The 12,512-nt window shown below is 59.6% G+C and carries 10 protein-coding genes; 6 read left to right on the top strand and 4 right to left on the bottom strand.

The features are described from left to right. The first annotated feature begins 30 nt into the window (after nt 1-30). The 4 genes from ACB039_RS04615 to ACB039_RS04600 all read left to right on the top strand — a co-directional run bounded on the left by ACB039_RS04615 (nt 31) and on the right by ACB039_RS04600 (nt 5,022). Nucleotides 31-1,266, top strand: coding sequence for an argininosuccinate synthase (locus tag ACB039_RS04615; RefSeq protein WP_371165219.1), 1,236 nt, complete (start codon nt 31-33; stop codon nt 1,264-1,266). Between the two features lie 182 nt (nt 1,267-1,448). Then, nucleotides 1,449-2,834 (top strand): argininosuccinate lyase, encoded by a 1,386-nt coding sequence (gene argH, locus ACB039_RS04610; RefSeq protein WP_371165218.1) that lies wholly within the window; start codon nt 1,449-1,451, stop codon nt 2,832-2,834. 309 nt (nt 2,835-3,143) lie between these two features. After that, nucleotides 3,144-4,241 (top strand): ParA family protein, encoded by a 1,098-nt coding sequence (locus tag ACB039_RS04605; protein WP_371165217.1) that lies wholly within the window; start codon nt 3,144-3,146, stop codon nt 4,239-4,241. A gap of 1 nt (nt 4,242) precedes the next feature. After that, nucleotides 4,243-5,022, top strand: a complete 780-nt coding sequence (locus ACB039_RS04600; RefSeq protein WP_371165216.1) for a RelA/SpoT domain-containing protein — start codon at nt 4,243-4,245, stop codon at nt 5,020-5,022. Between the two features lie 212 nt (nt 5,023-5,234). Here ACB039_RS04600 and ACB039_RS04595 read toward each other — a convergent pair whose 3' ends face one another. The 4 genes from ACB039_RS04595 to ACB039_RS04580 all read right to left on the bottom strand — a co-directional run bounded on the left by ACB039_RS04595 (nt 5,235) and on the right by ACB039_RS04580 (nt 7,831). After that, on the bottom strand, nt 5,235-5,447 hold the full coding sequence (locus tag ACB039_RS04595; protein ID WP_371165215.1) for a hypothetical protein: 213 nt from the start codon (nt 5,445-5,447) through the stop codon (nt 5,235-5,237). A gap of 112 nt (nt 5,448-5,559) precedes the next feature. After that, on the bottom strand, nt 5,560-5,901 hold the full coding sequence (locus tag ACB039_RS04590; RefSeq protein ID WP_041205006.1) for a DUF1294 domain-containing protein: 342 nt from the start codon (nt 5,899-5,901) through the stop codon (nt 5,560-5,562). Next, nucleotides 5,898-6,488 (bottom strand): sugar O-acetyltransferase, encoded by a 591-nt coding sequence (locus tag ACB039_RS04585; protein ID WP_041205008.1) that lies wholly within the window; start codon nt 6,486-6,488, stop codon nt 5,898-5,900. Before ACB039_RS04585 ends, ACB039_RS04590 begins: the two co-directional genes overlap by 4 nt. An 80-nt stretch (nt 6,489-6,568) precedes the next feature. Then, nucleotides 6,569-7,831, bottom strand: a complete 1,263-nt coding sequence (locus ACB039_RS04580) for an MgtC/SapB family protein (protein ID WP_005332842.1) — start codon at nt 7,829-7,831, stop codon at nt 6,569-6,571. A 180-nt stretch (nt 7,832-8,011) separates the two neighbouring features. Here ACB039_RS04580 and ACB039_RS04575 point away from each other — a divergent pair, with 180 nt between their 5' ends. Both ACB039_RS04575 and ACB039_RS04570 read left to right on the top strand, forming a co-directional pair. Further along, nucleotides 8,012-10,159: a prolyl oligopeptidase family protein gene (locus tag ACB039_RS04575; RefSeq protein WP_041205010.1), complete on the top strand. Its 2,148-nt coding sequence runs from the start codon at nt 8,012-8,014 to the stop codon at nt 10,157-10,159. A 148-nt stretch (nt 10,160-10,307) separates the two neighbouring features. After that, the gene (locus tag ACB039_RS04570) at nt 10,308-12,455 is read left to right on the top strand and encodes an AsmA family protein (RefSeq protein ID WP_371165214.1); all 2,148 of its coding nucleotides are present in this window, start codon (nt 10,308-10,310) and stop codon (nt 12,453-12,455) included. Nucleotides 12,456-12,512 lie beyond the last annotated feature (57 nt).

Raw genomic sequence — 12,512 nt, 5'->3', positions numbered from 1 at the left:
TTTTATCGAATCATCATGGAGAGAAGTAAAATGAGCGGAATCAACAAGATAGTACTGGCTTACTCGGGCGGACTGGATACCTCGGCCATCATTCCCTGGCTGAAAGAGAACTATGACGCGGAAATCATCGCCTTCGTCGCCGACGTCGGTCAGGAGCGCGACGATCTGGAAGGGATAGAGCAAAAGGCCATCGCCTCCGGCGCCACCAAGTGCATCGTCAAGGATCTGCGCGAAGAGTTCGTCAAGGAGTACGTCTACCCGACCCTGAAGACGGGCGCCGTCTACGAAGGCACCTACCTGCTCGGCACCTCAATGGCGCGTCCCATCATCGCCAAGGCCATGGTGGAAGCGGCGCTGGCGGAAGGCGCCGACGCCATCTCCCACGGTTGCACCGGCAAGGGCAACGATCAGGTGCGTTTCGAAGGCGCCGTGGCGGCCCTGGCCCCGCAACTGAAGGTGATCGCCCCCTGGCGTCTGTGGGACATGCGCTCCCGTGAAGATCTGCTGGCCTATCTGGAAGCCCGCGACATCCCCTGCAAGGCGACCCTGAAGAAGATCTACAGCCGCGATGCCAACGCCTGGCACATCTCCACCGAGGGTGGCGAGCTGGAGAGCACCTGGAACGAGCCGTCCGAAGCGGTCTGGCAGTGGACTGTCTCTGCCGAGCAGGCACCGAACGAGCCGGAATACGTCAAGCTGACCGTGGCTCAGGGCGAAGTGGTGGCCGTTGACGATCAACCGCTGACTCCGCTCCAGATCCTGATGACCCTGAACGAGCGTGCCGGCAAGCACGGCGTGGGTCGTATCGACATCACCGAAAACCGCATGGTGGGCATGAAGTCTCGTGGCTGCTACGAGACCCCGGGTGGCACCGTCATGGTCGCCGCACTGCGCGCCGTGGAAGAGCTGGTCTTGGATCGTCCGACCCGCGCCTGGCGGGAGAAGCTGGGTGCCGAGTTCTCCCACCTGGTGTATGACGGTCGCTGGTTCACCCCGCTGTGCAAGGCCATTGTCGCCTCCGCCAACGCCATCGCCGAGGATCTCGACGGTGAAGTGGTGCTGAAGATGTACAAGGGTCAGGTCACTGCGGTGCAGAAGAAGTCGCCGAACAGCCTCTACTCCGAAGACTTCGCCACCTTCGGTGCCGACGAAGTGTATGACCAGAGCCACGCCGAAGGCTTCATCCGTCTCTACACCCTGGCGAGCCGGATCCGCGCCATGAAGGAGCAGCATCAGGCCATCGGCGGCGATCACACCCACGGCTAAGCCGCAGGATTAAATCCGCTGGTACCGGAGAGGGGGCATTGCCCCCTCTTGTATCAGTGGGGTGTGAGCAGAGCGGCAGCGTCCTGGCCGCTTCTGTGAGATAACAGGCTCGCAGAACAACAGGGCACGATTTCAAGCTCGGTGGCCAGGGCGCCGCCGACAACGCATTCAAGGAGAGCAGTATGGCACTTTGGGGTGGACGCTTCAGTCAGGGAGCCGATAGCCGGTTCAAGCAGTTCAACGATTCGCTGCGGTTCGATTACCGCTTGGCGGAGCAGGATATTCAGGGCTCCATGGCCTGGGCCAAAGCGCTGGTCAAGGTGGGCGTGTTGACCGCCGATGAGCAGGGCAAACTGCAACAGGCGATGGAGGTGCTGCTCGCCTCGGTGCAGCAGGATCCCCAGCAGATCCTGAGTTCGGATGCCGAAGATATCCACTCCTGGGTCGAGAGCCAGCTCATCGCCGCCGTCGGCGATCTCGGCAAGAAGCTGCACACCGGCCGCTCGCGCAACGATCAGGTCGCCACCGACCTGAAACTCTGGTGCAAGGCCCAGGGCGAGCTGCTGCTCGGCTCCATCACTGCCCTGCAACAGGGGCTGGTTGATTCGGCGCGCGCCAACCAGGCTGCCGTGCTGCCCGGTTACACCCATTTGCAGCGGGCCCAGCCGGTCACCTTCGCCCACTGGGCGCTGGCCTATGTGGAGATGCTGGAGCGGGACCATTCCCGTCTGCAGGATGCCCTGAAACGGCTCGACACCAGTCCGCTCGGCTGCGGCGCCCTGGCGGGCACCGCCTATGCCATCGACCGTGAGGCGCTGGCGCTGGACATGGGCTTTAGCGGTGCGACCCGCAACAGCCTGGACTCGGTCTCCGACAGGGATCATGTGGTGGAGCTGATGCACGTGGCGTCCCTCTCCATGGCGCACCTGTCGCGCTTCGCCGAAGACCTGATCTTCTACAACACCGGCGAGGCGGGCTTCGTGGAGCTCTCCGATGCTGTCACCTCCGGCTCCTCCCTGATGCCCCAGAAGAAGAACCCGGACGCGCTGGAGCTCATCCGTGGCAAGACTGGCCGGGTGGTCGGCGCCCAGATGGGCATGCTGATGAGCCTCAAGGCGCTGCCGCTGGCCTACAACAAGGACATGCAGGAAGACAAGGAAGGGCTGTTCGACGCCCTCGACACCTGGCACGACTGCCTCGACATGGCGGCCCTGGTGCTGATCGATCTGAAAGTGAATGGCGAGCGCACCAAGGCGGCAGCCCAGGGCGGCTACGCCAACGCCACCGAACTGGCGGACTATCTGGTGGCCAAGGGGATTCCGTTCCGTGAAGCGCACCATATCGTCGGCGAAACTGTGGTCTACGCGATCCAGGTGAAGAAGCCGCTGGAAGAGCTCTCTTTGCCTGAGTTCCAGCGCTTCAGCCCTGTCGTAGGCGAAGATGTGTATCCGAACCTGGAGCTGGAGGCGACCCTGGCCAAGCGGGTCGCCAAAGGTGGCGTCGCCCGCGAGCTGGTGGATGCGGCCCTCACCGCCGCCGAAGCCTGGCTGGCCAAGCGGGTAGGTTAAATTACGGCTTTCGCCATCCGAAATGGAAAGCAAAACGGCAACCTGAGGTTGCCGTTTTTTATTGTTCAATCCTTGCCAATACGGAGTAATCGCCAAGGGAAATGATAATTAAAACTGGATTGTCGCCATCCAGAATACTTAGTTGTGTTGGATTGCGTATGGACCTCTATGAGTTGAGTGACAGACTGTGGTATTTTTAGCGAAGTTCATTAGCTGTGACGAAGATGTATTTACACTTATGATGGATTTTGATACAGCCTAATGATATGTGTTTAGCTTAGCGTTTATGCCCTTAGAGAGAATGCATTCATGAAAATAATTTCGGTATTTAATAATAAAGGCGGGGTAGGTAAATCAACATTAACGTACCATTTAGGTGCGGCTTTATCCGAATCAGGAAAACGAGTTTTATTGATTGACCTAGATCCTCAATCAAACTTAACACTGTATGGCCTTACAGAGGCACAACTTGAAAAAATCTGGAGTGATGAGGATGAATTCATCGCTGACTATAAAGTCGCAAAAAATAAAATGTCTCTAGAAGAATTCAACGCATTCCATCAACGTAGCCGTTCTATACATTATTTATTAAAGCCCATAGAAGATGGTGAGTCAGACGAGGATTGTCTGACTACACCGATAAAATTAAATGAAAAATTTGATTTAATTCCGGGAAGGTTGACGCTGCATTTATTTGAAAATAAATTGTCAAAGCAGTGGAGTGATGCATTCCTTGGGGAGCCACAAGCAATAAGAATTGTTACATCAATTAGAAAGATATGTTCTGATTACGCGAAAAAATTTCAATATGATTATATTTTAATAGATACATCACCTAGTTTAGGTGCGCTAAATAAAATTATCATTTCTAATTCTGATACCTTTGTTATTCCATGTGCTCCTGATATGTTTTCAGACTATGGGATAAGGAATATAGGAAATGCGCTAACGATTTGGAATCGAGAATTCAATACTATGTACTCTTTATTACCAGATAGTAAGAGAGAATACTTCCCTAATAAATTTGTGAAACTATTAGGATACACAGTATATAATGCCAAGAAAATCTCTAATGCGCCGAATGAGCTTGATATAGCTTTAGCTCATTACAATTACGCAAGTAAATTGTCAGATACCATAAAGAAATTTATTCCCAAAGATTGCCTTATTAATGATGGAGAACATTACTTCGATTGTTCTATTGGAAAAAATGCTGTTATTCATGGTCACGGAACGCTGCCTACAATGGCACAGAAATATAAAAAACCCATGTGGTTTGTTCCAGATGTTGCAAATTTAGGGGATGATAAAGCAACTATAAAAGGAAATGCTAGCAGCTACCGTGCTACTCAGGCAGGATACGAGAATTTGGCAAGTGATATAGTGGACCGGCTGGAGTTGCTTTAATATGGCGACAAATAATGTTGACAATGCAGTTGAAATCATAAAACAAAACCTTCATTCCTATGGTTTATTACATGATAAAATAATTTCCCTTTTAAATAGAGATCCAGATTTAAGTAAGCTTATACATAGTTATAAGTCAAGAATGAAAGATATTACGCATTTAAAAGATAAGATTATTCGAAAAAATGCAGAAGATGATCTCTTGGAGTTTTCAAAAAAAAAGGGACATATACATCATGAAAATATAATGAAAAGAATAACTGACATATGTGGAATACGCATTTTGCATCTTTACATAGGACAATTTGAAAGCATTCACAAAGCTATCATGAAATATGAGGAAGAAGGGGAGATATCACTTTTTGAAGATCCTAAAGCATACACGTGGGATCCTGAGTTTTCACATTTTTTCAAGAAGTTAGGTTTGGACACGAGTCTAAAGGAAAGCTTTTACACAAGCGTGCACTACGTATTCAAACCACGAGCGGATAGTAATATCACGTGTGAAGTTCAAGTAAGAACATTATTTGAAGAAGTATGGGGGGAAATAGACCATACTTTTAATTATCCAGTAGCATCCAGTAGCAAAGTTGTCCAAGAACAATTAAAGGTTCTTGCTAGGGTTGTAGGTGCAGGAACAAAATTATCAGATTCAATATTTGAATTGCATAAATTAGATAACACTCAGCGAAAGGCATCAAGTGCAATCGAGAAAAAAGAGATAGAAGAGGCCAAAATATCAATTAATAATTTACTAAGCCCATTTAAGGTAGAAGTTTGATCTTGCCAATCATGGACGATATTTATGCCAAAATGGGGGGAGATTATAGTGAGTCTCCTCCACTTTTTCAGCAGGGTGGCTGAACGCTCTTGGAAGCAGGCCATTATCAATGGACACAAGTAGTAATTGACCGCTAAATGCCAGCTCTAGGGACTGTATCAACTCCTCCCATAAAGTGGCTAATGGCAGGGTGGTTCTGTTCTCAGCAGGGCTCACAGCTCCTTGAATGGCCGCCGCTTTTCCTCTTCGATGACGATGGCCTCCAGATTGGCGACCCGCTCCTGCAACTCCCTGATGATGAGATCCTGCTTGCCGAGGCGATCCGTGATGCGGGCGTCCCCCAGCTGATAGCGGGCGCGTTTGCCGAGATAGCCGAACAGCACGCTGATGAAGACGATCAGGACTATGCCTGTCCACATGGTCATAACTCACTCCTTGTCGATGTAGAAACGAGACGATCCGCCCCAAGGATCTCGTTGTCTCACAACGATCCATTGGCGGCAATGCCTGCACGGGCATTGCCTGGGGCTTGCCCGTTCAGCCTCCCTGCCAGAGCGGCCGGCCGACCCAGAGTCCCCACAGGGTGAGGTGCAGCAGCACGATAAACCAGAACACCCGCCGGTAGCTCCCCTTCTGGGTCTTGTGGCGTAGCCAGTGGCGAGCCACCAGGGCGCCGGGCCAGCCGCCGAGCAACTCCAGCAGGTGCAGGCGGGATTCCGGAATGCGCCAGCCGCCGCGTATGGCCTGGCGCTTGTCGTGGGCATAGGCGAGCACGGTGAGCAGGCTCATGGTGGTGATCAGGACCAGCGGCCACCAGTTGGCCTCCTGAATGCCAAGCCAGGCGGTCCATATGAGGGGCAGCAGTGCCAGGGCCATCATGACAGCAGCGCCGGATCCCGGGGCTCGTCCGGGCAGAGGGTGCGAATGACCCTGGCCGGGTTGCCTACCGCCAAGGAGTCTGCCGGAATGTCCCGGGTCACCACGGCGCCGGCACCTATGATCGCGCGCGGCCCTATGGTGACGCCGGGGCAGATGATGGCGCCGCCGCCAATCCAGCAGTCATCGCCGATGCGCACCGGCTTGTTGTAGGCGGTCCAGCTGCGCCGCTCCAGATAATCCATGCTGTGGGTGGCGGTGTAGATCTGCACGTTGGGGGCCAGCAGCACATGGCTGCCGATGTGTACCTCGCCCACGTCCAGTATGGTGATGTTGAAATTGAAGAAGGTCTTCTCGCCGATGTGGATGTTGCGGCCGAATTCGCAGGTGAAGGGGGTGCTGATCCAGCAGGAGTCCGGGCAGTGGCCGAACAGCTCGGTGCACAGACGCTGACGCGCCTCGTGATCCCCCACCGGTGTGGCGTTGAGTTGCGCCAGCAGGGCCTGGCCGCGGATCCGGTCGTTCGCTATCTCCTCGCTCTGGCTGTTCAGGGCGCCCCCCGCCAGTACCTTGTCCCAGTCGCTTGCCATGCTCACCTCCTCTCATGTGCCAAGAGGCGCCAGTATACGCCAGCGACGCCGGCGGCGTCAGGCGCGTCCTGGTGGTCGGGTCAGTTGCCTGGCCAGATGAGGGGCAGGATCAGCAGGATGGAGAGGAGGTAGGGCAGCATGACCCTCAGCCCCAGACGGCGGCCGCCGATCACCAGCGCCAGCAGTCCCTTCACCAGGGAGTTGACCAGGCCGGCGAGCAGAATGGCCCGGGCCGCCACCTCCAGGGCCAGCTCCTTGTGGGAGAGCTGGGAGAGGGAGAGGGTGATGGCGTCCACGTCTGTGATGCCGGAGACCAGCGCCAGCAGATAGACCCCGGAGTTGCCCACCTTGCTCTGCAGCAGGGTGGCCATGAAGCCGATGAGCGCCAGCAGCAGGCCGAACTTGATGGCGGTGGCGAGATCCAGCGGGTTGCGGGTTTCGGGTTGTACCGGGTTGTCTGTCATCTCTTCACGCTGGCGCCAGAACCAGAAGGCGAAACCGTAGACGGTGGCCGCCAGCAGCAGCAGGGGGGGGGCCAGGCGCATGGCCAGCTCGTTGTGAATGAGCAGCACCAGCACCAGCAGCCGCAACCACATGGTGGCACCCGCCAGCAGGATGCCGGTGGCCAGCAGCCGCTCCAGCCCGGGCTGCTCCTTGTTGAGGCGGGCAAATTGCAGGGTGAGGGCGGTGGAGGAGGCGAGCCCCGCCAGCATGCTGGTGAGCACCAGACCTGCGCGGGTGCCGAGCAGGCGCACCGCGAAGTGGCCCGAGAACGAGATGCCGGCGATCACCACCACCATCAGCCAGATCTTGAAGGGGTTGAAGGCGTTGAGGGGGCCCATCTCGACGTCGGGCAACACGGGCAGCAGCACCAGAGAGATGAGCAGGAAGCGCAGAGTGGCGTGAAATTCCGTCTCGCTCAAGAACAGCATGCCCTGCTGGATCTTGCCCTTGAGCCCCATCAAGAGCGCCGCCAGCACGGCACAGGCCACCGCCTCGCTCGGGCTCTGCAACACGGACATCAGCCCCAGCAGATAGGTGAGCACCATGGCCACCGAGCTGGTGAGGCCAAACTCCCCCTGCCAGCGCTGGGCCAGCCAGACCGAGAGACCGCAGCCTGCCACCACCGCCAGCAGGCCGAGCAGGGCCAGCCAGGCGCCCAGGGTGGGCAGCAGCAGGGCGCAGACCCCGCCGAGCAGACCGATGAGACCATAGGTGCGCATCCCGGCGATGCGCTGGTTGTCTCCCAGTTGGCGCACCTGCCAGCCCCGTTCCAGTCCGATGATGAGCCCGATGGCCAGTGACACCAGGGCGCCATAGACGGGCTCCGCCTCGATCCACATGCTGCTCTCCTCTCATTGTTCTCCATGTCAGGATGGCACAGACCGCTCACGGGCAGGGGGAGCTGGCTCACAGAGCAGGCGCAGGCTTTGGTTGGTGAGGGCAGACCCGTTGGGGGGTTGGGCCGTTCGGCGCTCTTTGCTAACCTGCCCGCTTCACCGAAATTGCAGGGAGCCGCATCGATGCGAACCATTGTCAGCCTGCTGGCCCTGTCACTGCTGTGTGCGTGCAGCGGCCAGTCAACCGAAGAGGATGCCATGTCAGGGAAAACGCGCCTTCACTACCCCGTCACCCGCCAGGGGGATCAGGTGGATCACTACTTCGGCCAGGCCGTGGCCGACCCCTATCGCTGGCTGGAGGATGACCGCAGCCCCGAGACCGAGGCCTGGGTCGAGGCCCAGAACGCCGTGACCCGGGACTACCTTGCACAGATCCCCTATCGCGCCGCCATCAAGGAGAAGCTGGCCGCCTCCTGGAACTACGCCAAGGAGGGGGCACCGTTTCGCGAGGGGCGCTACCACTACTTCTTCAAGAACGACGGCCTACAGAACCAGAACGTGCTGTGGCGCCAGCTGCCGGGCAAGTCGGCCGAGGTGTTCCTCGATCCCAATACCCTCAGCCCCGACGGCACCACGGCGCTGGATCAGCTGAGCTTCTCCCGGGACGGCCGCATCCTGGCCTACTCCCTGTCACTGGCCGGCAGCGACTGGCGCGAGATCCATCTGATGGACGTGGAGAGCAAACAGCCCCTTGAGGCGCCCCTCAAGGACGTGAAGTTCAGCGGTATCAGCTGGCTCGGCAACGAGGGCTTCTTCTACTCGAGCTACGACAAGCCGGATGGCAGCGAGCTGTCGGCCAAGACCGATCAGCACAAAGTCTATTTCCACCGGCTCGGTACGGCGCAGGAGGATGACCGGCTGGTGTTCGGCGCCATCCCGGCCCAGCACCACCGCTACGTGGGGGCGACCGTCACCGAAGATGACCGCTTCCTGCTTATCTCGGCGGCGAACTCCACCTCGGGCAACCGCCTCTATGTGAAGGATCTGAGCCAGGAGAACGCGCCGCTGCTGACGGTGCAGGGGGATTTGGAGGCGGACGTGAGCCTGGTGGACAACAAGGGCAGCACGCTCTACCTGCAGACCAACCGGGACGCCCCCAATGGCCGGCTGGTGACGGTGGACGCCGCCAACCCGGGCCCCGAACAGTGGCGCGACCTCATCCCGGAACGCCAGCAGGTGCTGACGGTGCACAGCGGCAGCGGCTACCTGTTCGCCGAGTACATGGTGGATGCCACCGCCCGGGTCGAGCAGTTCGACTATGAGGGCAAGCGGGTGCGCGAGGTGGCGCTGCCCGGCCTTGGCAGCGTCAGCGGCTTCAACGGCAAACACGATGATCCTGCCCTCTACTTCGGCTTCGAGAACTATGCCCAGCCGCCCACCCTCTACCGGTTCGAGCCAAAGAGCGGGGCCATCAGCCTCTATCGCGCCTCGGCGGCGCCGTTCAAGCCAGAGGATTACATCTCCGAGCAGCGTTTCTACCAGAGCAAGGACGGCACCCGGGTGCCGCTCATCATCAGCTACCGCAAGGGGCTCAAGCTCGATGGCAGCAACCCGACCATCCTCTACGGCTATGGCGGCTTCGACGTGAGCCTGACCCCGAGCTTCAGCGTGTCGGTGGCCAACTGGCTGGATCTGGGGGGCGTCTATGCGGTGGCCAACCTGCGCGGGGGCGGCGAGTACGGCCAGGCCTGGCACCTGGCGGGCACCAGGATGAACAAGCAGAACGTGTTCGACGACTTCATCGCGGCGGCCGAGTATCTCAAGGCCGAGGGCTACACCCGCACCGATCGGCTGGCGATCCGCGGTGGCTCCAACGGCGGTCTGCTGGTGGGGGCTGTCATGACCCAGCGGCCGGATCTGATGCGGGTCGCGCTGCCGGCGGTGGGGGTGCTCGACATGTTGCGCTATCACACCTTCACCGCCGGGGCGGGCTGGGCCTATGACTACGGCACCAGCGCCGACGATGAGGCGATGTTCGCGTACCTGAAGGGCTACTCGCCGCTGCACCGGGTGCGGTCCGGGGTCAGCTACCCCTCGACCCTGGTGACCACGGCGGATCACGACGACCGGGTGGTGCCAGCTCACTCCTTCAAGTTCGCCGCCACCCTGCAGGCCGACAATGCCGGTCCCCATCCCCAGCTCATCCGCATCGAGACCAATGCCGGGCACGGGGCGGGCACGCCGGTGGCGAAGCTTATCGAGCAGAGCGCGGACCTCTATGCCTTCACCCTCTACGAGATGGGCTACCGGCAACTGCCGACCATCCAGTGAGACAAGGGCCCTGCGGGGCCCTTTTTGTGCTGGGACAGGCGGGCGCGACCATCCCTGTCTCGCCATTTGCCCGTTTTGGGGTCGGTACAGCCTGCGCCTGGCCCCCGGTGGTATAGTCAGCCACAGGATCTGCATTGAGGAGTTCGTCGTGAAGAAGATCATCTACATCCTGCTGGGGTTGGCGCTGGCCGCCGTGGTGGCCATCGCCGCCCTGGTGTCCCTGATTGACCCCAATCAATTCAAGCCCCAACTGGCGGAGCAGGTGCGCAAGAGCACGGGCCGCGAGCTGGTGATGGAAGGGGATATCGGCTGGCGCTTCTGGCCAAGCCTCGGTCTCTCTCTCGAGAAGGTGCAGCTTCGCAACCCCGCCGGCTTTGCCGAGCCTGACCTGCTGCGCTTCGCGCAAGGTGACGCCTCTGTCGCCCTGCTGCCGCTGCTCTCCCACCGGCTGGAGATCGGCAAGGTGACGCTCAGTGGCGCCCATCTCTTTATCCAGACTCGGGCCGATGGCAGATCCAACCTGAATGGCCTGGTCAAGGCCTCTGCTGCCGACAAGCAACCCTCAGCCGGCGAGAGCCAGCCTGCCGCTGCTGCCGCCAGTGAAGAAAAACCCTGGCAGATCAGCCTGCAAGGGGTGGCACTGGTCGAGGCCAGCGCTCTGGTGCGAGACGATCGCAGCGGCGCCGTCTCCCGTCTCGACCGACTCGACCTCGATCTGGGACAGCTGACCCCGGGTGAGTGGGTACCGGTGACCCTGGCCGCCAAGGGCGCACGCGGGGAGCTGACCTTTGATCTCAAGGGGCAGACCCAGCTCAAACCGGCCCAGGAGGCGATGAAGAGCGAGCTCAAGGATCTCAGCCTCAGCGGCAGCCTGAGCCAGCCATCGCAGCGGCTCGATGCCTTCACCCTCAAAGCCGATCGGTTGGCGCTGGGGCAGTGGAGCAGCCTGACCCTTAACCTGAGCGGCGCCCAGGGGGCGGCGGACAAGCCGACCCTGGCAGGCACCCTGGAGGGCACCCTCAAGGCGCGGCTCGATCAGGGGCTGCAACTGGTGGAGGTGTCGGATGCGGTGCTGGCCGCCAAGCTCAGTGGCGATGGCCTGCCACGCCCGCAGATGCAGCTCAAGCTGGCAGGCTTTGCCCGCGCCGAGCTGGACAAGCAGACAGTCACCCTGAGCAACCTGGTGATGGGGGCGGATGACGCCCTGCTCAGCGGCAACGGCACCGTGCATCTGAGGGCCGTGCCCAAGGTGGAGTTCGACCTCAAGGGGGAGAAACTCGACCTCGACAGCTGGCTCGGTCAGCCGGCCAAGGCTGCCCCGACTGCGGCGGCCTCAGGGGCTGTTGCTCCGGCAGGGGCGAAGGCGCAGGCTGCCGCCACCAAGGCGCTCTCCACCATGGAGCCCGATCTCGCCGCCCTCAAGGCGGTGGATCTGGCCGGTCGGCTGCAACTGGGCAGCCTGCGGCTGAAGGGGCTGGATCTCAACGCCGTGGATCTGCAGCTCGCCCTGGCCGGTGGCCAGCTCAACCTCAAGCAGTTCGGCGCCGGGGTGGCCGGTGGTCGGGTGACGGCGAATGGCATGCTCGATGCCCGCCAGCAACCCGCCCGCTATCAGGTACACAAGCGGATACAGGGGGTGGATATTCGCCCGCTGCTGCAGACCCTGGCCCAGAACGATCGACTGGAAGGCAAGGGGGATCTCGAGGTGCAGGTACAGGGCACCGGTCTCTCCGAGCAGGCGCTGCGCAGCCAGATGCAGGGCAAGGTGAGCCTCAGGCTGAGCGACGGTGCCCTGCATGGCATCAACCTGGCGGGGATGATCCGTGAGGCGCGGGCCACCCTGACCGGCAAGGGGGCGGATCAGGTGAAGGAAGCGCGCAAGACCGACTTCAGCGCCCTGACCGCCAGCTTCCAGATCGCCAATGGCGTGGCGCGTAGCGACGACATCCAGCTGCTCGCCCCCGCCCTGCGGGTGAAGGGCCAGGGCCAGACCGCCCTGGTGCCCGAGACCCTCGACTTCCTGTTCCTCACCTCAGTGGTGGAGAGCAGCAAGGGCCAGGGGGGCAAGAGCGTGGATGAGCTCAAGGACGTCACCATACCGGTGCGTATCGGCGGCCACTGGCAGGCACCGAGCTACCGGCTCGACGTGAAGGAACTGCTCAGCAACAACAAGGTGCTGGAGGAGAAGGCCCGCAAGGAGGCCGAGCGCGGCCTCAAGAAATTGCTGGGCGACAAGGCCGACGACGAAGGGGTGAAGGGAGTAGCCGACCAGCTGCTCAAGGGCCTGTTCAAATAGCCCGCCTCCCGCTGATGCCATCCAGAGCCCGCCCCGTGCGGGCTCTTTGTTGTGACG

This window comes from Aeromonas sp. S2(2024) (assembly GCF_041402505.1).
GTDB lineage: Bacteria > Pseudomonadota > Gammaproteobacteria > Enterobacterales > Aeromonadaceae > Aeromonas > Aeromonas media.
The sequence above is the reverse complement of the archived record's forward strand: the minus strand, read 5'-3'. Positions and strand labels throughout refer to the sequence as shown.

Excerpts from the sequence above, each read along its gene's own strand:
- ACB039_RS04615 (WP_371165219.1), top strand. The coding sequence starts at position 31 with ATGAGCGGAATCAACAAGATAGTACTGGCTTACTCGGGCGGACTGGAT.
- argH (WP_371165218.1), top strand. The coding sequence starts at position 1,449 with ATGGCACTTTGGGGTGGACGCTTCAGTCAGGGAGCCGATAGCCGGTTC.
- ACB039_RS04605 (WP_371165217.1), top strand. The coding sequence starts at position 3,144 with ATGAAAATAATTTCGGTATTTAATAATAAAGGCGGGGTAGGTAAATCA.
- ACB039_RS04600 (WP_371165216.1), top strand. The coding sequence starts at position 4,243 with ATGGCGACAAATAATGTTGACAATGCAGTTGAAATCATAAAACAAAAC.
- ACB039_RS04595 (WP_371165215.1), bottom strand. The coding sequence starts at position 5,447 with ATGACCATGTGGACAGGCATAGTCCTGATCGTCTTCATCAGCGTGCTG.
- ACB039_RS04590 (WP_041205006.1), bottom strand. The coding sequence starts at position 5,901 with ATGATGGCCCTGGCACTGCTGCCCCTCATATGGACCGCCTGGCTTGGC.
- ACB039_RS04585 (WP_041205008.1), bottom strand. The coding sequence starts at position 6,488 with ATGGCAAGCGACTGGGACAAGGTACTGGCGGGGGGCGCCCTGAACAGC.
- ACB039_RS04580 (WP_005332842.1), bottom strand. The coding sequence starts at position 7,831 with ATGTGGATCGAGGCGGAGCCCGTCTATGGCGCCCTGGTGTCACTGGCC.
- ACB039_RS04575 (WP_041205010.1), top strand. The coding sequence starts at position 8,012 with ATGCGAACCATTGTCAGCCTGCTGGCCCTGTCACTGCTGTGTGCGTGC.